The sequence below is a fragment of the Corallococcus sp. AB038B genome (genome assembly GCF_003668955.1).
GTDB lineage: Bacteria > Myxococcota > Myxococcia > Myxococcales > Myxococcaceae > Corallococcus > Corallococcus exiguus.
Genome location: NZ_RAWO01000006.1, coordinates 265,877 through 284,200, shown reverse-complemented (window position 1 = coordinate 284,200; position 18,324 = coordinate 265,877). Strand labels below are relative to the sequence as shown.

The window sequence follows — 18,324 nt, the reverse complement described above, 5'->3', positions numbered from 1 at the left end:
GGATCCGCAGACTGGTAAGAAGATCATCAAACCCAAGCCTCCTGGATTCGACGATTGGTGGAACGGAAAAAAGAAGTAGCAGGCCGAAGCACAAAGGGCGCCATCAAACCGCTCGCGGTCGCGGCAATGGAACAGGCCTGGGATCTTGAGGAAGATGCGCAGGCTTCCCGCAGCGCCCTGTTCCATGCTTATTTGATGGCGGCCCGTGCCGGGAGAATGGAAGCGATGACGAATGCAGGACTCCATCTCATGTATGGGGATGGGGTTCGCAAGGATGCGAAGGCGGCGCTCATGTGGATGAGAAAGGCCGCCCGGCTGGGTGATGATGTTGCTGCCTTCAACCTCGGGTTGTTTTATGGGAAGGGGCAGTATGTCCGTAAGGACAGGCGGCTCGCCGAGCGCTGGTATCGGCGTGCCGTCGTCCTTGGATTCCCACTGGCCAAGGGGAATCTGGCCGCTTTGCTCTACTTCGGCAGGAACCGGCAGAAGTGGAAGGAAGCTGTCGTGCTCTGTCGAGCACTTGCTCGCCACGGCGACATGGGCGCGCTCTGCACCGTGGCCGATGCCTACGAACGGGGGCGCGGCGTCAGGAAGAATCTGAAGAAGGCGATCCAGTTGTACAAGAAGGCCGCTGCTGGGGGAGATGCCGAAGCGCAGTCAATCCTGGGATGGATGTATAGCAATGGCATTGGCGGGGTTCGGGACGTCCTGGGCGCGATCCGCTGGTACCAGGAAGCCGCGAAGCAAGGTCATCCCAGCGCCTACTTCAGCCTGGGATATATCTATGCGCAGGGAAACGGGGTGCCCAGGTCCAAATCCCGTGCGGTCCGGTATTACACGCTGGCTGCAAATGCGGGGCATCCACGGGCCGCTGCTTGTCTGAAGGACCTTGGCGTCAAGACGTAGGGAACACACCTGCCGACTCCGCCGAAGACACCGTGAAGCAAAGCGAAGCGGCCGTCGCTCCCTTCTCACACCTGTAAGCCGCACCCCTTTAAACATCATAACCGTTCACCGGCTCAGGCCGTGTTCGCGAGCTGAAGCATCTCCGGGGTGGGCAGCAGCGAGGGTGCTGGAAGGCCGTGCCGATGCGCGTGCAGGGGGGGCTTCAGGAAGTCCAGGCCGCCGCGCCGTTGCAGCTTGAGCGTGGTGACGGCTGTGAGGAGTCGCTCCACGAAGCGACTGCCCTACCACGGTGATCACGGCGGTTGAGGCGGGTAGCCGCAGTAGGCGAACCAGGCCGCTGCGTCCTGTGGCCGCACGGTTGCGAGTGCCTCTCGCATCGCTTCGCGGAGGGCCACATGCGTGTGGGCGCCGATGGCCCGCATCCGCGTCTTTACTTTCAACCAGCACGACTCGATGGGGTTGAGTTCTGGGCTGTAGGGCGGCAGGAAGAGAAGACTCGCCTTGCGACTGCGAATGAGTTGCTCGACTGCCGGTCGGTGATGGGGGCTGAGGTTATCCATGACAACCACGTCGTGAGGTTTGAGGATGGGTAGAAGTCCCTCACGGACGTAGGTTTCGAAACGTTCGCTGTTGGTGGCGCCCTCAAAAGTCAGTACCGGCCCCACTCCTTGGAGCGTCAGGTCCCCTATCATCGTGACTTGTTGGCGACGGCCCAGGGGCACGTAGCCGCGAGCACGCTGCCCACGTCGAGCACGCCCATACCGGCGCGTCATGGTGAGGGTCGCGGCAGTCTCGTCGATGAAGTGGAGGCGCGCGGGCTTCAGTTGGGCGGCCGTAGCCAGATACCGCCTGCGGGCCCGGCGATTCTTCGCCAGCCTCCGCTCGGAGGCGAGGAGTGACTTTTTTTGCGCGTATAGCCTAATCGGCGGAAGGCACGTCCCATGGTGGCGCGGCTCACCCTCACACCCGTTTGCTTGGCGTAAGCATCCGCGATTTCCTGGGTCGTACTGTCGGGCGCGGCATCCAGCAACCGCTTCACCTTGCCCAGTTGCGAATCCGGGATGCGGAAGAAGGGCCGAGGGCCCGGGCGCTTTGGCGCGATGGAGCCGGTTCGCTTCCAGCGGCCAATGAGGCGATCAACCGTCGCGACCCCTACTCGAAACCGCTTGGCGAGCTCTCCCCAGGACTCCTCTCGTGTCAGGTGCGCGTCGAGTATCCGCTGCCGCAAGTCCATCGAAAGTGGTGCGCCCATGACCTCAATCTATGGGCTCTGGCGCGCTCGCCCTTGCTCGTCACGCATGGGATGGGCCCACCGAGGGCTACGCCCTGCGCCTGCCTCGATCCACGTTCGTGAGCACCGTCGTAAACGACCGCGCATGAATCCCGATCGGCTCGGAGGGTAGGCAGGCGCTGGAGGAGGAAGGAAGGGGCAGGAGCTCGCGTCGTTCGGCCTTGTGTGCGCAAGAACCGGATGAAGAAGCGAGCCCTGCCTCAGGGAAAGCAGCCGCTACGCCTGCGATGTCGTGACCGCAGGCGGCTGATTCGCTGGAGAGAGTGGACTGGCTGCCCGCTCACAATGCGACGGTGCTTGGCGGTGGCCAGTGGCCAGCGCAAGCCGCGAGGGAGTTGCAGTGTGCAGCCTCGACGGTGGTCTCGGCGGTGCAGCGCTTCCAGAAGTCAGGCCGAGAAGGCCCCTTGGGTCGGCGCGCCCACGGCGAGCATGCCCAGCGTACCGGCGAGGACGTTACGCGGCTGGTGGGGGGACGGCGGTGAGCACGTCGCGGTGCACGCCGAAGAGCAGGAACGTGAGGATGACGTGCGTGGCGTTGCCCAGGAGGTTCTGGGCGGTCCAGCCCCGGAGCCGGTGGGCATTGTCCGCGGCGGCGGGGGCGAGGACCGCGCTGGCGACTGCGGCCACCGCGGTCAGGGCCAGGGGGACGCCCAGGATGGCGAGGTCGGCCCGGGGCGAGAACAGCCACAGGCGGCGAAAGCGCAGGCTGCCGGGGGTGGCCGGCGTGTCCTGCTCCGTGGCGGTGGCGACTCCGGGGCTCAGCGGTGTCTTGGGGCCGGAAGTATACCGGGTCTCCAGGGGCCCAGAACCTGAGCCCCTCGTGCTGTCCTGCCTGCCGGGCAGGAAGGGGGGACTCCCGATGGACGCGCCAGAGGCACCCGTTCTGTTTCGCGCTTCGATGGGAAGACCCCAGGCCTGGTGGGACCGGCTCTTCCTGGGGCTGGTGTCGACGGGCGCCGCGCTGTTCTACGCCGGCTTCGGAGTCCCCTGGTCCGGAAGCCATCTGGCGCCGGGACTCACCGCGGAGAAGGTCCGCTCCGTGTCCCCGGGCATGTCCGAAGATGAGGTGGTTCAACGCCTGGGCATGCCTCTGGCGCGGGAGGTGAGGCCATCGGGAAGGCTCTCCTGGGACTACGCGAATCCGGTTGCGAAGGTTCGGCGGTATCCGAAGGTCTACGTCACCTTCGAGTCAGGACGCGTTTTCGCGGTCGAGGTGGAACTCAAGACCTTCTGGGGTGTCGATGAGGAGGTCCTCTATCTGCGGACCTCTGACCGCATCATTCAAAGGCCTGACCTTGATGACGTCCTTCCTTGATCCGAACTGTGGGCGTGGACAGGGGCGAAAGCCCCTTGGATGATGGAACATGGGAGAGGACTTTCGCTGGGCCCTGGACGGTGGATGCTCTGGGTTCACATTTTCCTGTAGACAAGCTCTGGTCTGCATGTTGACTCAGTCAGGGCCAGATCATTCGTCTTGCCAGAGGGAGTGGAGGTGAGCCATCGATAGGAGTTGGGCGTGGACCCTGGCGGCAGGCTTGCTGGTCATCGTGGTGATTCCCGCGCTTGCCATCTATGTGTCGGGAAGAACGCGAATCGTCCTCGTGAATGAGACCGGGAGCGAGTTGCGTGCCTTGATTGCTCGGATTCCTGGCGAGGAATGCTCTTTTGAGAAGGTCCCAGTTCATGGCCGTGTCGTCTGTCAGGGACGCGCGAACGCGGATGGAGACCTGTCCGTTGACCTTGAGTTCACGGATGGCGGCAAGGTCCAATTGGAAACCGGTGCGTTCGTGAATCCGTGGCTCGGATTGCGAGGAGTCGCGACCGTGAACGCAGACGGTGGAGTCAGCGTGGAGTGGGACTGATTGCCGCCACGGAGCTTCCTGAAGATTGTTCCCGCGCGGTGGAAGCCCGAGACGCATGAACTGATAGGTGAGAACATGAAACCCGAATGGCCTTTGCTGGTGCTGCTGATCCTCCCTGCTTCCTGCGCTGTTAGCCATAGTCCCAAGATGGCCCCAGTTCATGTTCAAGAGGGAGGGAACTGCAAGAGTAGCGCCGACTGCGAGGAGGAGCTGGAATGCATGTTCTGGCTGCGGACAACACCGGGGTCGGCAGGTACCTGTCAGCGGCCGTGCGAAGAGACTTCGGAATGCCCCAGCGGACAGCTGTGCGGCAGCAGAGCGTTTACCGATTCGCCGGGGTCTTTTTGCACGCCTCCGGGCGTCGATTAATGGAGATGCGTTCAAACATGCCCCACTGGCACAACCTCCACCTATTGCCCCACCTACGTTCCCAGAGGGGGCTCAGGCCAGGAATCCGACCCCTGGGTTTGGCCACAGCTGCCATGACCTCCTGACGGTCCGGACAGTCACCCTGAGGGCCTGGGCGATGTCCCGCCAGGACTGGCCCTCGGTCCGGAGCCGGTGAACGGCACCGAGATCCACCTGGCGCCGGGGCGGTGAGCGCGGTCATTGGATAAAGTCCAGTCTTCCTGTTTCTGTGGGGTGTAGGGCTTCCGTTGCTTCTGTTTGCGAAGCGCCGGGCTCCTGCGCGGTGAGGACGACGGTCATGGCGTCCGTGAGAAGAGAAGCCCTGGACGAGAGCCTCTGGAAGGGAGTCGACGGCTGGGACGATCTCCAGTTGTACGAGGGCCCCAGGCTGACGCTGTTCGTCTTCCGCCACGAGGGGTTTGGCGCCGTCTGGGGAAACGAGCGATTCTTCCGGGACCTGGGTGTTGTTCCCGCGCGGCAGAAGCGCGAGACGTATGAATTGGTAGGTGAGCCCATGGCTCCTGCTGCCTGGTCACTGCTCATGCAGGGAACGCCCATTCCGTAGGACGGTCATGCGATTCGTTCAGATTGTCTGGATCTTCGTTGGGGCGTACCTGGGGCCGGTGGTCATGGTTGCTCTCCTGAGCCTCTTGCCGAAAGAGGGGTTTCGTTCGCTGGAGGTGCTGGACATTCCATTGGGGCAGGGGGCGACCCTGCCCGGAATCGCGGTGCTGTGGTTGCTGTCCCTGGTATTGGGAGCTGTCGCCGCGCTCTGGGTGTGGAGGTGGCGCTTCGAGCGCCGAACCCAGGTATGAGCGTGTCTCCTCGTTGGCTCCCACGATTGGGAATCGTTGGATTGGTGTGTGGCTTCGTGCCGTCGGTGGGCATCGCGGTTGGACTGTGTGCCCTGGGAATTGGCAGCATCGTGTTGGGGGATCCGCACCCCTTCCCTGGTGACCCACCCGTGGACATGCTCGCGGAGGTCGCGCTCTTTGGATGGCTGCTCCTCCTCGTGGGACATGGGTGCTTCTTCGTCGCCCGGAGGGAGTCTGATCAGATCGTCCAGTTCTGGCGATGGGTGATGCTTCCGTTGACCCTGGTGTCGTTCCTCGTGCTGCTGCCAGTCTTTGCGCAGATTGCTGGCAGACATTGGGGTGAATGGGGCCGTCTCAAGGCCGCTCTTCACGACAACGAGGCCCGTGTCCGTGCATTCTCGAGCCGGGCGGATGGTGTCTTGTCGGAGGAGGAGTACGCGCGGGCGAAGGCGTGGTGGCTGGATCAGCCCGCCACCTTCCGCTTCGAGACGGAGCCTGAGCCCGTCAGGATTCACTTGAGGAGGACCAACCCTCCGTATCTGGTGGTCGATTTCGGAGAAGGCCAGAATGCGGTCTTCGAGCCGGTGACGATGCACTGCATCTACTCAGATTGACGAGAGGTAGGAGTCCGCGTGGGTCTGTGTCTTGTTGTCCATGAAGGTGATGAGGAATTGGAGGAGGTCGCGGTTGGCGGTTACTCGGACTTCAACGCGTTGCGCGATTACGTCACTCGCGAGCTGGAGGCCGGGAAGCCGGGCTCTCGGTTCCCTGTGCTCATCGTGCACTCGGACTGTGATGGCGAGTGGTCCGTTCCCGAATGCGAGCGGTTGCGCGAGGAACTGGCGGTCATCGCAGGGGAGATGCAGGCGCGCCCGCCGGTCGCTTTTGCGTCGGAGTGGCAACGAAGCGAGGCGGGTTCCATGGGGCTCGTGCCTCGAAACGCGTTCGAGTCGTTCCTCGCCGTGAGTGGTGGCTTCCTGGTGGAGGCCCTGCAGGACCTGGTGGAATTCGCGCTCGAGCGCCGGGCTCCCATCTCGTTTCAGTGAGTTCCCGGGTCGGCGGCCTGCATGGATCCGCCCTTCGGGGACTCCAGGTAGGAGACGGGGTTCATCCTCCACCCACCCCGTGCTAAAACGGGAAGGTCCATGGAAGGCCGACTGCTTCTGAAGAACTGCGCCGTGTTCCGTGCGGACGGTCGCGTCCGCCACGGCATGGCCGTCGTGGTCGAAGAGGGCATCATCCGCCGCGTCGCCCCGGACGCAGAGGTGCCCGTGCTCCCCGGTGACTGGGAAGTGGCCTGTCGCGGCCGGCTCGTCGCCCCAGGGCTCGTGGACTGTCACTCGCACATGGTCAACGGGCAGCTCCTGCCCCCCAATGGCGACTTCCTCCTGCGCCAGCCCCGCTCGCGCCTGGAGCGCATGCGCTCGGTGGCCAACCTCCTCACCGCCGAGGACGTGGAGGTCCTGACCCGCTTCGCCGCCGCCCGCGCGCTGCTCGATGGCGTCAGCCTGGTCGTGGACCACCTGTCGTGCCCCACCGACGTCGCTGGCGCCCTGGAGGCCCAGGCCCGCGCCGCGAACACGCTGGGCATCCGCCTCGTCACGTCCCATTCCACGCACAGCCTGGATGGCGCCGATGTGGCCAACGCCCAGGCGGACGCCAACGCGGACTTCGTCCGCCGCTACCGCGAACACCCTCGCGTCCGTGGCGCACTCGGCTTCCACGCGTCCTACACCTGCGAGGACCCGCTCCTGTCCCGCATCGCGGAGCTGCGCAAGGAGCTGAACGCGTCCGTCGTGTTCCACATCGCGGAGAACGAGGACGACCTCTCCACCACCTACGCCACGCACGGCCGCCGCGTCGTGCCGCGCCTGGACGCGCTGGGCCTGCTGGGCCCCCACGCCATCGCCGGCTACCCGCGCGCCGTGGAGCGCTCCGAGTCCGAGCGGCTGGCCGCCTCCGGCACCTTCATCGCCCTCACGCCCCGCGCCACGCGCTCCATGGACCGCGCGGCCGAATCCGCCGACGGCGCGCTGTCCAGCCTCCACCTCGTGGGCCTGGGCACTGGCGGCCATGGCACCCTCCAGGAGGAGCTGGCCGGGGCGCTCGTCAGCATGCTGTCCCTGGCGCGCTCCGGCCGCATGCCGGACCTGGATGACTCACTGGCGCACCTGTTCGTCAGCGGCCCCGCGGAGCTGTGCACCCGCCTGTACGGCAAGCCGTCGGGCGGCGTGGACGAGGGCAGCATCGCGGACCTCGTCGTCTACGACGCCATCCCCGCCGCGGATCCGGAGACGGGCTACGCGCCCTTCCTCCTGGGGCAGCTCACCGCCGCCCGCGTGGCGTGGACCATCGTGGATGGCCGCGTCTGCGTCCGTGAGGGGCAGCTGCTGGGCAGCGACTTCGTGGACCTGGCCCGGGACGCCGCCGCCGCGCTCGGCCGCGTCTGGTCCCGCGCACGGCTGGGTTCGTAGGGTAGAAGGGGCGCGTGAGTGCCCTGCCTCCCCGCCTCGTGGACCTGCTGCGCGCCTCCCGCGCCCGCCGGGGTCCGCTGCTCTCGGACCCCGCCACCTCCGCCTTCCGCCTGCTGAACGGCGCCGCGGACGGCGTGCCCGACGTGACGGCGGACCTCTTCGGCGACGTCGTCGTGGTCAGCCTCTACCGCGACCTGACGGATGCCGAGGAAGTCACACTGCTCGACGCCGCCGTCGCCGCGTGGACGCCCCGGAGCGTCTACCTGAAGCGCCGTCCCCGGGAGGCGCGCGTGCTCGCCAACGTGGCGAAGGACGCGCTCGCTCCGGAGTCCGCCGCGCGGGGTGAACCCGTGGAGGACTTCGTCTCCAAGGAGAACGGCCTGTCCTTCCACATCCGCCCCGGACAGGGCCTCTCCGTGGGCCTCTACCTGGACATGCGCGACACCCGCGCGTGGCTCCAGGCCCAGGCCTCTGGCCTCACCGTGCTCAACCTCTTCGCGTACACCTGCGCCTTCGGCGTCGCCGCGACCGCCGGGGGCGCGAAGCGCGTGCTCAACATGGACGCCAGCCGCCGCGTGCTCGAATGGGGCGAGGAGAACGCGCGCCTCAACGGCCAATCCGTGGAGCGCTACGACTACGTGGCTGGCGATGTCTTCGATTGGCTCGGGAGGCTCGCGAAGAAGGGGGAGTCCTTCGATGTCGTGGTCGCGGACCCTCCGTCGTTCTCCACCACCAAGACGACGCGCTTCTCCGCCGCTCGCGACTACGCCCGGCTGGCGGAAGCCGCCGCGAAGGTGGTCGCTCCCAGGGGCCGCCTGGTCGCCTGCTGCAACCTGGCGGGACTGCCTTCGCGTCGCTTCGAAACCATGGTGCTGGAAGGTGTGACGCGGGCTGGCAGGACGGGGAAGGCAGTGGGGTCGCTCGGTCCCTCGGGGCTCGACTTTCCGACACCTCCAGGTGAGGAACCGGCACTCAAGGTGCACGTCGTCCAACTTCGTTAGCGCCTCCGGGCGGGGCGCGGCTACATTGCTTCCATGGCTCCCGCCGCCTCCTCGCCTCCGCGCGATGCGTTCCGCTTCGGCAACTACCGGCTCATCGATCGGATCGCCGTGGGGGGCATGGCGGAGATCTTCCTCGCGCACCAGTTGGATGCCAGCGGCGAAGAGACGCCCATCGTCATCAAGCGCATCCGCCCGCATCTGTCCAAGCACGCGGCCTTCGTGAAGATGTTCCTCAACGAGGCGCGGCTGGCGGCCCAGCTCAATCACCCCAACATCGTGCAGATCCACGACCTGGGGAAGATCGTCGACAGCTACTTCATCGCCATGGAGTACGTGTCCGGCCGGGACATGCGCCGCGTCGTGCCCAAGGCCGAGTCCCTGGGGATTCCCTTCCCCATGGTGTACGCGCTGAAGATCGCCTCCTGCGTCTGCGCGGGCCTGCACTACGCGCATCAGAAGAAGGACCGCTACAGCAACCCGCTCAACATCGTCCACCGCGACGTCACGCCGGAGAACATCGTCGTCGCGTTCGACGGCTCGGTGAAGGTGCTCGACTTCGGCATCGCCAAGGCCGCCAACCAGGTGGAGGAGACGCGCTCGGGAGAAATCAAAGGCAAGCTCAGCTACCTGTCCCCGGAGCAGTGCCTGGGCCGGCCGCTGGACTGCCGCAGCGACATCTTCTCGCTGGGCACCGTCCTCTACGAGTGGCTCACCGGCTTCAAGCTCTTCACCGGCGACTCCGACGTCGCCGTCATGCGCAGCATCACGGAAGCCAAGATCTACGCGCCGTCATACTTCCGCGAGGACCTGCCGGAGCGCGTGGAGGCCATCCTGATGCGCGCGCTCGCCCGCGACCGCGAGCGCCGCTACCAGACGGCGTTGGACATGCAGCGCGACCTGGATGCCTTCCTGGAGTCCTACGACTTCACGCCCTCGCCGCTGCACCTGGCCAACTTCGTCAAGCAGCTCTTCGAGGACGAGCGCCCGCAGGAATTGAAGCGCCTGTCCACGCGCCAGTCCTCCGCGCCCACGTCGGAGATGGCGCTGGAGCTGTCGGAGGTGGCGGCGTCCGTGGACGGCCCGCCCACGGAGGCCATGCACCTGGACGACCTCCCCGCCACCGAGCCGCGCCTGCTCGCGCTGACGGTGGACCCGGCGGTGTATGAAAGGCTGGAGGCCCAGGCGCGCAAGGCGAACGTCTCCCTGGCGAAGCTCGCGGCGGATGTGCTGGAGGGATGGCTGAAGACGCGCTGACCGCGTGCCTTTGCTTGCCTTGCCCATGCCCCGGCTGAAGTTGACGCTCGAATACGAAGGCACCCGGTACGTGGGCTGGCAGGTGCAGCCCAATGGCCCGTCCATCCAGTCCACGCTCCAGGACGCGCTCCAGAAGCTCCTGGGGGAACGCGTCTTCGTTGCGTCCGCCGGACGCACTGACTCGGGCGTGCACGCGACGGGGCAGGTGGCCAGCTTCGACACGCAGCGCGTGCTTCCGATGAAGGCCTACACCATGGGCCTCAACGGTATCCTCCCGCCGGACATCGCGGTGGTGGCCGCGGAGGAGGTGTCGCCGGAGTTCGACCCGCGCCGCTGGTCGCGCGGCAAGCGATACCGCTATCGGGTGAGCAACCGGCGCATGCGGTCCCCCCTGTTGCGCACGACGCACTGGGAGGTGTTCGCCCCGCTGGACGTGGAGGCCATGCGCCGCGCGTCCCATGCCCTGCTGGGCCGGCATGACTTCTCCGCGTTCCGCGCCGCGGACTGCCAGGCGAAGCACGCGGTGCGTGAAATCCGGCAGGTGCGCGTGGAAGGCACGTCCGGCGACACCGTGGCCTTCGTGGTGGAGGGCACCGCCTTCCTCAAGCACATGGTGCGCAACCTGGTGGGCACGCTGGTGGAGGTGGGGAAGGGCCGCCGCCCCGAGGCCTGGGTGGCCGAAGTGCTGGCTTCGCGCGAGCGCAAGCTGGCAGGGGCCACCGCGCCGCCGCAGGGGCTGGTGATGGAGGAGGTCTTCTACGGCGACGGCCCGCCCCCTCGCTCGGCGGGGGACTCGGCCGTCGGGGAAGAGGACGAAGGGTGAGAGTGCGGTAGGCTTTCGGGCCGTGAGCTCCAAACCCAGTGCCCTCGAGCCCCTGCGCGTCCGCGTCCGCCGCTTCCAGTTCATCGTCGGACTGGGGTTCCTGTCGCTGGTGGTGGGGGCCATGCTCAGCGTGTCGCTGGTGCTGCGCCTGCACGCGCGGGTGAGCGCGCTGCCGTCCGACTTCCTGCGCATCCCGGTGGCGGTGGCGCTGGAGGACCTGTGGGTGCTCGCGGTGCTGCCGACGCTCTGCTACGGCGCCGCCCGCATCGTCGCGCTGCGCACGTGGACCACCGCCGTGGGGGCCGCGCTGTCCGGCGGCGTGTTCGTGCTCGCGCTCAACTTCGTGCGCGATGGCATGGAGAGCTTCACCACGGGCTGGACCGTCGCGTCGGCGTTGCGGGGGCTGGCCTTCGTGGGAGGCATCCTGCTGAGCGCCCGGGCCATCCGCGCGGGCCGCGCCGCCGCCGAGAAGGGCTCCGCGGAGGCCGAGGCGAAGGCCGTCGCCCGCAAGTCGGAGTACGACGAGTTCCTCAAGGCCGCGGAAGCAGGTGGCGCGCGTCTGGAGCAGCGCGAGGGTGGCGCCGCCGCCGAAGCTCCGGCAGCGTCCGGGAGCGCACCTGCCGCGACCGCGCCGACAGGTGAAGCGAGCAGCGCAGGGGAGACTCCCGCGCCCCCGAGCGACGTGCCGAAGACGCCCGCGGCTTGAGGAAACGACAAAGGCGGCTCCGGCTTCGCGCCGAAGCCGCCTCGGGTTCAACGGCCTACTACGGGTAGCAGGCCGCCTGGCGCAGGCCGGTGTCCTCGGGGAAGCCGAGGGCCACGTTGAAGTTCTGCACGGCCTGGCCGGCCATGCCCTTCACCAGGTTGTCCAGCGCGGCCATCACCGCCACGGAGCGGCCCTTCGTCGCCACGGAGATGTCGCAGAAGTTGCTGCCTGCCACGGCCGCCACGCGCGGCGTGCCCTCCACGATGCGCACGAACTTCGAGCCCTCGTAGTAGCGGCGGTACTTCTCCGTCAGCGACTGCGTCACCACCGCGCCGCCGTGCTCCGGCCACTCGAACTGCACCGTGGCGAAGATGCCGCGCACCATGGGCGCCGAGTGCGGCACGAAGGCCAGCCGGTGCCGCTGCGCACCGTGCGCCACCAGCATCACCTCCACCTCCGCCTCGTGCTGGTGCTCCAGCGGCTTGTACGCGCGGAAGTCATGCGCGCGCGTCGGGTGGTGCGTGCCCTCGCCCGGCAGCGAACCGGAGCCGGACGAGCCCGTCACACCCGATACCGCCAGCAGCCCCAGCCCCGGCGTGGCCGCGATGGGCAACAGCGCCAGCTGCACCGCCGTCGCGAAGCAGCCCGGGTTGGCGATGCGCTTCGCCGTCTTCACCTGCTCACGCTTCCACTCCGTGAGGCCGTAGGTGAACGTGCCCAGCAGGTCCGGGGACGGGTGCGGCCGGCCGTAGGCGCCCGCGTACCGGCCCGGGTGGTCCAGGCGGAAGTCGGACGACAGGTCCACCAGCAGCATCCGGTCCGTGAGGCCCGCGTCCGCCCACTGCTTCTCCAGCCCGGCGAACTGCGACGCCAGCTCGCCGTGCCCCAGCGCGCTGAACACCACCGGACGCTGCGAGTCCGCCAGCCAGCGCCAGTCGGGCTCCGCCTCGAAGCGACCGTCCACCAGGCCGCGCAGGTGCGGGTGCACCTTGTGGATGGGCGAACCCGCGTGGTGCCGGGACACCACGCGGATGCCGGCGTTGCCAGGATGGCCCGAGAGCAGCCGCAGCAGCTCGCCTCCGCCGAAACCGGAGGCCCCCAGGATGTAGATGTTCGCAGGCGACGTCATGACTTCCTCCCCGCTCCCAGCTTGGGCGCGAGCTTCTCCACGATGAGATTCCCCAGGGCGTTCGGATCCGCGCGCGCGTTGCGAGCGGGCAGCCCCACCACCTGCTCCACGAAGCGCACGCCCACCGCGTTGTCCGTGGCGGGCCCGGCCACCATGTCCATCTCGATGCCGTACACCTCGCGCAGGTGCCGCACGCCGCCGGCCGCGCCCACCGGGTCGTTCGCGCACAGGATGAACGCGCCGCCCAGCGCCTTGAGCTCCGGATCCGCCAGGATGGCCTGCACGCCGTACTCGCCCATGATGCCGTCGCCCGTCTCCGCGACGATGACGTCCACGTCCTGGGCCGCCATCTCCGAAAAGACAATCCGCGCCACCTTGGACGCGGTGCGCGCGCCGGTGCACACGACGCCCGCGTCGGTGAAGTCCATCACCACGTCCGCGCCGCTGTCCTGCATGGACAGCGTGTCGCGCATCAGCGACACGCCCGTGAGCTTCGCGCCGCCCACGCGGTAGCCCGCCTGCGACAGCTTCCGCACCACCACGCTGGCCGCGTACGTCTTGCCCGCGTTCATGCAGGTGCCCACCACGTAAACCACCGGGCACGTCACCGCCCGCGACGTGCCCTTGAGCGCGCCGGTGGAGATGTGCGCGTGCTGGCCCGCGCGCGACTGGAACTCCGGGAAGGTGAGGACCTGGCCCAGCACCTCCGCCTCGAACGGCGGGCCCACGCCCGGGTTGTGCGACGTGCACTTCCCGATGACGCCGCCCATGTTGAGGATGTTGAGCTTGTCGCCCACCGTGACGGACGCGGGCACGATGCCCTCGTAGCCGTGCAGCGCGTTGCGGTGACCCAGCGCGCCCACGACGATGTCGCCCGCGTGGAGCGTGACGAGCCGGCCGTTCACGTCCTCCAGCTGGTTGTAGACGCTCTTCTCCCCGTGGATGCGCACCGCGATGACGGCGCCCTCTTCGCACTTCACCTCATCCGTGAGGTGCACCGTGCGCCCCACCTGGAGGTTGCGCGTGACACTGCCCACCTTGTCGACGTGGATCTTCATGTCGTCACTTCGCTTTCTGAGAGAGCATCTGTGCGACGCCGTAGAGCTTGGCGAACCCCGCCGCTTCCGTCCCCGTCCACAACACGTTGGCCTCTCCGTACGTCGCCACCTTCGCGTCCATCAGCGAGTGCGGCGAACGCACGCCTTCCACGACGTGGGCGCGCGGGGTGAGCACCAGCTTCACCTCGCCCGTCACGCGGTCCTGCGAGGAGGCGAGGAACGCCTCCAGGTCCTTCACCACCGGGTCGAAGAAGTGACCCTCGTGCAGCAGCGACCCGTACAGGTTGCCCACCGTCTCCTTCCAGAAGAGCTGCTTGCCCGACAGCACCAGCTTCTCCAGCTCGCGGTGCGACGCGATGAGCAGGTGCGCCGCCGGAGCCTCGAAGCCCACTCGGCCCTTGATGCCCAGGATGGTGTCGCCCAGGTGCACGCCCCGGCCGATGCCGTACGGACGGCCCAGGGCGTTGAGCTGCTCCACCACGTCCACCGCGGACAGCGCCTTGCCGTCGAGCGCCACCGGCACGCCCTTGTCGAAGGAGATGATCAGCGGCCGAGGCTTCAGGTCGGTGGGGATTTCACCACCGGGGAAGGCCGCTTCCGGCAGGGTGCTCCACGAGTCCAGCGTCTCGCGGCCGCCCACGGACGTGCCCCACATGCCCTCGTTGACGGAGTACGTGCCCGTCTTGGCCGGCATGTGGAAACCGCGCTCCGCGAGGAAGGAGATCTCCTGCTGACGGGAGAGCGCCAGGTCGCGGATGGGGGTGATGAGCTGAAGCTGGGGCGCGAGCGTGCGGAAGGCCACGTCGAAGCGGACCTGATCATTCCCGGCGCCGGTGCTGCCGTGGGCCACGGCCTGCACGCCCAGCTTCTCCGCCATGCGCACGGCCTCCACGGCCTGGCAGGCGCGCTCGGCGGAGACGCTCAGCGGGTAGAGCTGGCCGCGCAGCACGTTGCCGGCGATGAGGAATCGCAGGTAGCCCTGGAACAGGGTGTCGCGCGCGTCCACCGTGTGGTGCGCCACCGCGCCCAGCTTCTGGGACAGGGCCTGGATGCGCTCCAACTGCTCGGGCGGGAAGCCGCCCGTGTCCACGGTGACGGTGGTGACGTCCCAGCCCTGCTCGCGCAGGTACACCGTGCAGAAGGCGGTATCGAGGCCGCCGGAGAACGCCAGCACCACGGACTTCTTGCTCATCTTCGGACTCCTGTTGCTGCGAAAGGGGGTGAGGAAGGTTTCAGGGGGCCCAGACGCGCGAAGCGGCCTGTGCCTGCTGTGCGTGGGTGCGCGTGAGCCAGTCGCGCGCATCCGCCAGTTCCTCGCGCGCGGTGGCGAGGCCCAGGTTTCCGGCGCCACCCAGGTGGGTGGCCGTCAGCGCGCCGCGGTCCGGCTGGAAGCTGCCGTCATTGAGCTGACGGCCCACCTCCCGGTACGCGTCGCGGAAGGGCTGCCCCTTGGCCACGAGCGCGTAGGCGTGGTGCGCGGCGTAGAGCGTGTCGTCGCACGCCGCGCGAGCCTTCTCCGCGTTCACCTTCAGGGCGGGCACCAGCCGCGCCAGCACGTCCAGCAGCGCCTTCGCGCTGGTGAGCGCCTGGAGGGTGGGGCGCTTCAGCAGCTGGAAATCACGGTGGTAGCTGGAGGGAAGTCCTCCGGCCACCGCCTCCACCTGATGCGCCAGGCCCCGCAGCTCGCGGCAGCGGCCCCGGGCCAGCTCCACCACGTCCGGGTTCTTCTTCTGCGGCATGATGGACGAGCCGGTCGTGAAGGCATCCGGCAGGGCCAGGAAGCCGAACTCGTCCATGCTGTAGAGCTGCACGTCCCAAAGCCACTTCTCCAGAGTGCCCGCCACCGAGCACGCCCAGGTGAGCAGCGCCGCTTCATGCCGCCCCCGACTGTCCTGCGCGTCGATGGGGCTGCGTTGAACTCGACTGAAACCGAGCAACCGCGCGACATATTCACGGTCGATGGGCAGCGGCACGCCGAAGCCCGCGGCGGCGCCCAGCGGGCAGCGGTCGAGCCGCCCCCACACGCCCTTCAGCGCCTCCAGCTCCTCCAGCAGTCCTTCCGCGAACGCCATGCCCCACAGGCCGAACGTGGACGGCATCGCGCGGCGCAGGTGCGTGTAGCCGGGCAGGGGCAGGTCCGCGTGCGCTTCCGCGAAGTCCAGGAACGTGCCCGCCAGCTCCGCGGTACGCGCGCCCAGCGCGAGCAGCTCCTCACGCATGAACAGCCGCAGGGCCAGCAGCACCTGGTCGTTGCGCGAGCGCGCCAGGTGGATGCGCTTGCCCGCCTCGCCGGTGCGCTCCACGAGCGCGGCCTCCAGCGCGGTGTGGCCGTCCTCCTGCTCCGGGCGGATGGTGAAGCGGCCCGCGCGGGCCTCGTCGTGGAGCGCGTGCAGAGAGGACACGAGCGACGTGGCGGCCTCCGGGCTGAGCAGGCCCACGTGCGCGAGCATGCGCGCGTGCGCGGCGCTGCCCAGCGCGTCGTGCGGCACCAGCGACAGGTCCACCACGGGGTCATCGCCCACGGTGAAGGCGTGGATGGCCGCGTCCAGCGGCTGGCCCTTTCCCCACAATGTCTCAGCCACGCGACACCTCCCCGGCATAGCCGTGCAGCAGTCGTCGATAGAACGCGAGCCCCGCCTCCAGCTCCGCGCGCGTGAGGTACTCGTTGGCCTGGTGGCTCCGCAGCGTGTCGCCCGGGCCCACCTTCACCGCCGGGATGTCTCCCAGGAACGCCCAGTCGGACGTGGTGCTGGAGCCCACCGTGTCCTGGCCCGACGCCACCACCGCCGCGCGCACCAGCGGGTGCGACGCGTCCGTGCCCTTGGGCAGGTAGCGCGCGGAGTGCACCACCACTTCACTCTCCAGCGCCTGCCCCACGTCCTCCGCCACCTTCGCGTGGTCCATGCCCGGCGTGGTGCGCAGGTCCACGAAGAACTCGCACCGGTCCGGCACCTGGTTGCGCGCCAGTCCGCCAGACACCTGCGTCACCTGCGCCCGCGCCTCACCCAGCAGCGGGTGCGCGGGGAAGCGCAGCGCGGACACGGCCTGGATGTCCCGGGCCGCCTTGAGGATGGCGTTGTCCAGCCCACCCGCATGCGCGTGCGCTACATGGCCACTCTTTCCGTGCGCCACGCAGCGCAAGAGCAGCATGCCCCGCTGCGCCGTGCAGGGCTTGAGCGACGTGGGCTCGCCCACGATGGCGGCGTCCATCGGCCCCAGCGTGGACAAGAGCGGACCCAGCCCCTTGCCGCCCGTCTCCTCCTCGGCGGTGAGCGCGAAGACGCACTCCACACCCTTGGGCGCTCCTTCCTCCAGGAGCGCCTTCGCGGTGAGGAGCATGGCGGTGACGCAGCCCTTGGCGTCGTTGGCGCCCAGGCCGTAGAGCGTGTCGTCCTTCCACACGGCCTCGTGCGGCTCCGTGTTCCACCCGGCGCACGGCTTCACCGTGTCCAGGTGCGAGTTGACGAGCAGGCGCTTCGGCCCGCTGCCCACGCTGAACCACACGTTGTGGCCCTGGCGGTGCACGCGGGCACCCCAGGACTCCGCATGGCCCGCGACGAGGTCCGCGATGCGGGCCTCGTCGCCGGAGACGCTGGGCGTGGCGACCAGCGCGGTGAGCAGCTCGGCGGGGTTCAACCCTTGGCCTCGCCGTGCTTCACCGGGTGCTCGCGCACGACCATGGTGCCGCTGCCCTCGTTGGTGAAGACCTCCTCCAACAGCGCATCGGACTGCTTGCCGCTCACCAGGTGCACGCTGCCCACGCCGCCCACCAGCGCGTGGCGCATGGCGTGCGCCTTGGGACGCATGCCGCCCGTGAGACGGCCTTCCGCCTCCAGCGACGCCAGGTCCGACAGCGTGGCCAGCGAGATGAGGGACGACGGGTCGGAGACATCCTTGAGGAGCCCCGGCACCTCCACCATGAAGAACAGCTTCTCCGCATGCAGCGCCGCCGCCAGGGCCGCCGCCACCGTGTCCGCGTTGGTGTTGTACACGGCGCCGTCCTGGCCGCCCGACAGCGGGGCGATGACGGGCACGTAGTCCGCGGAGCGCAGGTGCTCCACGACGCGCGTGTCCACGGACTCGATGTCGCCCACGAGGCCGTAGTCCACCATGCGGCCTTGCGTCTCGCCGGGCTCCGTCACCAGCACGGGCGGGCGCTTGCGCGCCTTGATGAGGCCCGCGTCCACGCCGGACAGGCCCACCGCGGGCACACCCGCGGCCTGGAGGTCCGCGAGCAGGTCCGTGTGCAGCTTGCCCGCCAGCACCATCTTCGCCGCGTCCAGCACGGGCGCGGAGGTGATGCGGCGGCCGGCCACCTTCTCGATGGGCAGGTGCAGGGCGTCACAGAGCGCGTCCAGCTCCGGACCGCCGCCGTGCACCACGACGGGGCGGATGGAGAAGGCCCACAGGAGGGCGATCTGCTCGCACGCCGTCTTGCGGGTGCGCGGATCCGTCAGCACGGCCCCGCCCAGCTTCACCACGAAGGTCTTGCTGCGGAACTGCTTCACGTACTTCGCCGCGTTGCGAAGCGCGGCGTACGGGTCGGGAGACAAAGGCACGGTGGACCTCTGGAAATGCAAAAGGGGACGGAAGAAGG

21 protein-coding genes and 1 pseudogene are annotated in these 18,324 nt (G+C 68.2%); 12 read left to right on the top strand and 10 right to left on the bottom strand.

The features are described 5' to 3' along the window. Positions 1-57: 57 nt before the first annotated feature. Entirely contained in the window at positions 58-906 is an 849-nt protein-coding gene (locus tag D7Y04_RS24840; protein ID WP_233601572.1) for a tetratricopeptide repeat protein, read from the top strand. A gap of 113 nt (positions 907-1,019) precedes the next feature. Here the strand turns inward: D7Y04_RS24840 and D7Y04_RS24835 are convergent. The 4 genes and pseudogenes from D7Y04_RS24835 to D7Y04_RS45190 form a co-directional block, all read right to left on the bottom strand. Next, positions 1,020-1,187 (bottom strand): annotated as a pseudogene (locus D7Y04_RS24835) (IS66 family transposase); the annotation flags it as partial. Between the two features lie 12 nt (positions 1,188-1,199). Continuing rightward, the gene (locus tag D7Y04_RS46825) at positions 1,200-1,781 is read right to left on the bottom strand and encodes an IS630 family transposase (RefSeq protein WP_217277970.1); all 582 of its coding nucleotides are present in this window, start codon (positions 1,779-1,781) and stop codon (positions 1,200-1,202) included. After that, entirely contained in the window at positions 1,727-2,140 is a 414-nt protein-coding gene (locus tag D7Y04_RS46820; protein WP_368666423.1) for a helix-turn-helix domain-containing protein, read from the bottom strand. Before D7Y04_RS46820 ends, D7Y04_RS46825 begins: the two co-directional genes overlap by 55 nt. A gap of 510 nt (positions 2,141-2,650) precedes the next feature. Next, positions 2,651-2,824 carry a hypothetical protein gene (locus tag D7Y04_RS45190; protein WP_199749725.1) on the bottom strand — a complete coding sequence of 58 codons (174 nt, stop codon included), beginning with the start codon at positions 2,822-2,824 and terminating at the stop codon, positions 2,651-2,653. A 232-nt stretch (positions 2,825-3,056) separates the two neighbouring features. Here D7Y04_RS45190 and bamE point away from each other — a divergent pair, with 232 nt between their 5' ends. The 11 genes from bamE (at position 3,057) to D7Y04_RS24765 (ending at position 11,540) form a co-directional block, all read left to right on the top strand. After that, on the top strand, positions 3,057-3,512 hold the full coding sequence (gene bamE, locus D7Y04_RS24815) for an outer membrane protein assembly factor BamE (protein WP_121760892.1): 456 nt from the start codon (positions 3,057-3,059) through the stop codon (positions 3,510-3,512). A gap of 220 nt (positions 3,513-3,732) precedes the next feature. Then, positions 3,733-4,059: a hypothetical protein gene (locus D7Y04_RS44105; RefSeq protein ID WP_147477189.1), complete on the top strand. Its 327-nt coding sequence runs from the start codon at positions 3,733-3,735 to the stop codon at positions 4,057-4,059. 706 nt (positions 4,060-4,765) lie between these two features. Continuing rightward, complete coding sequence (locus D7Y04_RS24805) at positions 4,766-5,032, top strand: hypothetical protein (RefSeq protein WP_121760890.1); 267 nt, start codon at positions 4,766-4,768, stop codon at positions 5,030-5,032. Positions 5,033-5,039: 7 nt separating this feature from the next. Then, the gene (locus tag D7Y04_RS24800) at positions 5,040-5,282 is read left to right on the top strand and encodes a hypothetical protein (protein WP_121760889.1); all 243 of its coding nucleotides are present in this window, start codon (positions 5,040-5,042) and stop codon (positions 5,280-5,282) included. Positions 5,283-5,431: 149 nt separating this feature from the next. After that, the gene (locus D7Y04_RS24795) at positions 5,432-5,896 is read left to right on the top strand and encodes a hypothetical protein (protein WP_147477188.1); all 465 of its coding nucleotides are present in this window, start codon (positions 5,432-5,434) and stop codon (positions 5,894-5,896) included. An 18-nt stretch (positions 5,897-5,914) separates the two neighbouring features. Next, complete coding sequence (locus tag D7Y04_RS24790; protein WP_121760887.1) at positions 5,915-6,328, top strand: Imm70 family immunity protein; 414 nt, start codon at positions 5,915-5,917, stop codon at positions 6,326-6,328. 99 nt (positions 6,329-6,427) lie between these two features. Next, positions 6,428-7,756 (top strand): amidohydrolase family protein, encoded by a 1,329-nt coding sequence (locus D7Y04_RS24785; protein ID WP_120577899.1) that lies wholly within the window; start codon positions 6,428-6,430, stop codon positions 7,754-7,756. A gap of 14 nt (positions 7,757-7,770) precedes the next feature. Beyond that, a complete protein-coding gene (locus D7Y04_RS24780) occupies positions 7,771-8,757 on the top strand; it encodes a class I SAM-dependent rRNA methyltransferase (RefSeq protein WP_121760886.1) in 987 nt (328 codons plus the stop codon). A 33-nt stretch (positions 8,758-8,790) separates the two neighbouring features. Beyond that, the gene (locus D7Y04_RS24775) at positions 8,791-10,011 is read left to right on the top strand and encodes a serine/threonine-protein kinase (protein ID WP_120596248.1); all 1,221 of its coding nucleotides are present in this window, start codon (positions 8,791-8,793) and stop codon (positions 10,009-10,011) included. A 25-nt stretch (positions 10,012-10,036) separates the two neighbouring features. Then, on the top strand, positions 10,037-10,834 hold the full coding sequence (truA, locus tag D7Y04_RS24770; RefSeq protein WP_121760885.1) for a tRNA pseudouridine(38-40) synthase TruA: 798 nt from the start codon (positions 10,037-10,039) through the stop codon (positions 10,832-10,834). A 22-nt stretch (positions 10,835-10,856) separates the two neighbouring features. Further along, positions 10,857-11,540 (top strand): hypothetical protein, encoded by a 684-nt coding sequence (locus tag D7Y04_RS24765; RefSeq protein WP_121760884.1) that lies wholly within the window; start codon positions 10,857-10,859, stop codon positions 11,538-11,540. Positions 11,541-11,598: 58 nt separating this feature from the next. Here D7Y04_RS24765 and argC read toward each other — a convergent pair whose 3' ends face one another. The 6 genes from argC to argB are packed head-to-tail and all read right to left on the bottom strand — an operon-like array spanning position 11,599 to position 18,286. Further along, a complete protein-coding gene (gene argC, locus D7Y04_RS24760; RefSeq protein ID WP_120577894.1) occupies positions 11,599-12,669 on the bottom strand; it encodes an N-acetyl-gamma-glutamyl-phosphate reductase in 1,071 nt (356 codons plus the stop codon). Further along, on the bottom strand, positions 12,666-13,727 hold the full coding sequence (locus D7Y04_RS24755; protein ID WP_121760883.1) for a DUF1611 domain-containing protein: 1,062 nt from the start codon (positions 13,725-13,727) through the stop codon (positions 12,666-12,668). Before D7Y04_RS24755 ends, argC begins: the two co-directional genes overlap by 4 nt. Before the next feature lie 4 nt (positions 13,728-13,731). Continuing rightward, on the bottom strand, positions 13,732-14,919 hold the full coding sequence (argG, locus tag D7Y04_RS24750; protein WP_120596252.1) for an argininosuccinate synthase: 1,188 nt from the start codon (positions 14,917-14,919) through the stop codon (positions 13,732-13,734). Between the two features lie 40 nt (positions 14,920-14,959). Further along, on the bottom strand, positions 14,960-16,309 hold the full coding sequence (gene argH / locus D7Y04_RS24745; RefSeq protein WP_169820821.1) for an argininosuccinate lyase: 1,350 nt from the start codon (positions 16,307-16,309) through the stop codon (positions 14,960-14,962). Next, positions 16,302-17,363: a M20/M25/M40 family metallo-hydrolase gene (locus D7Y04_RS24740; RefSeq protein ID WP_121760882.1), complete on the bottom strand. Its 1,062-nt coding sequence runs from the start codon at positions 17,361-17,363 to the stop codon at positions 16,302-16,304. The genes argH and D7Y04_RS24740 overlap by 8 nt, the downstream gene beginning before the upstream one ends. Then, positions 17,360-18,286, bottom strand: a complete 927-nt coding sequence (gene argB / locus D7Y04_RS24735) for an acetylglutamate kinase (RefSeq protein ID WP_120577889.1) — start codon at positions 18,284-18,286, stop codon at positions 17,360-17,362. The genes D7Y04_RS24740 and argB overlap by 4 nt, the downstream gene beginning before the upstream one ends. Positions 18,287-18,324: the final 38 nt, after the last annotated feature.

Coding starts and splice junctions, on each gene's coding strand:
- D7Y04_RS24805 (WP_121760890.1), top strand. CDS start 4,766: ATGGCGTCCGTGAGAAGAGAAGCCCTGGACGAGAGCCTCTGGAAGGGA.
- D7Y04_RS24785 (WP_120577899.1), top strand. CDS start 6,428: ATGGAAGGCCGACTGCTTCTGAAGAACTGCGCCGTGTTCCGTGCGGAC.
- D7Y04_RS24775 (WP_120596248.1), top strand. CDS start 8,791: ATGGCTCCCGCCGCCTCCTCGCCTCCGCGCGATGCGTTCCGCTTCGGC.
- bamE (WP_121760892.1), top strand. CDS start 3,057: ATGGACGCGCCAGAGGCACCCGTTCTGTTTCGCGCTTCGATGGGAAGA.
- argG (WP_120596252.1), bottom strand. CDS start 14,919: ATGAGCAAGAAGTCCGTGGTGCTGGCGTTCTCCGGCGGCCTCGATACC.
- D7Y04_RS24800 (WP_121760889.1), top strand. CDS start 5,040: ATGCGATTCGTTCAGATTGTCTGGATCTTCGTTGGGGCGTACCTGGGG.
- D7Y04_RS46820 (WP_368666423.1), bottom strand. CDS start 2,140: ATGGACTTGCGGCAGCGGATACTCGACGCGCACCTGACACGAGAGGAG.
- truA (WP_121760885.1), top strand. CDS start 10,037: ATGCCCCGGCTGAAGTTGACGCTCGAATACGAAGGCACCCGGTACGTG.
- D7Y04_RS24755 (WP_121760883.1), bottom strand. CDS start 13,727: ATGAAGATCCACGTCGACAAGGTGGGCAGTGTCACGCGCAACCTCCAG.
- argC (WP_120577894.1), bottom strand. CDS start 12,669: ATGACGTCGCCTGCGAACATCTACATCCTGGGGGCCTCCGGTTTCGGC.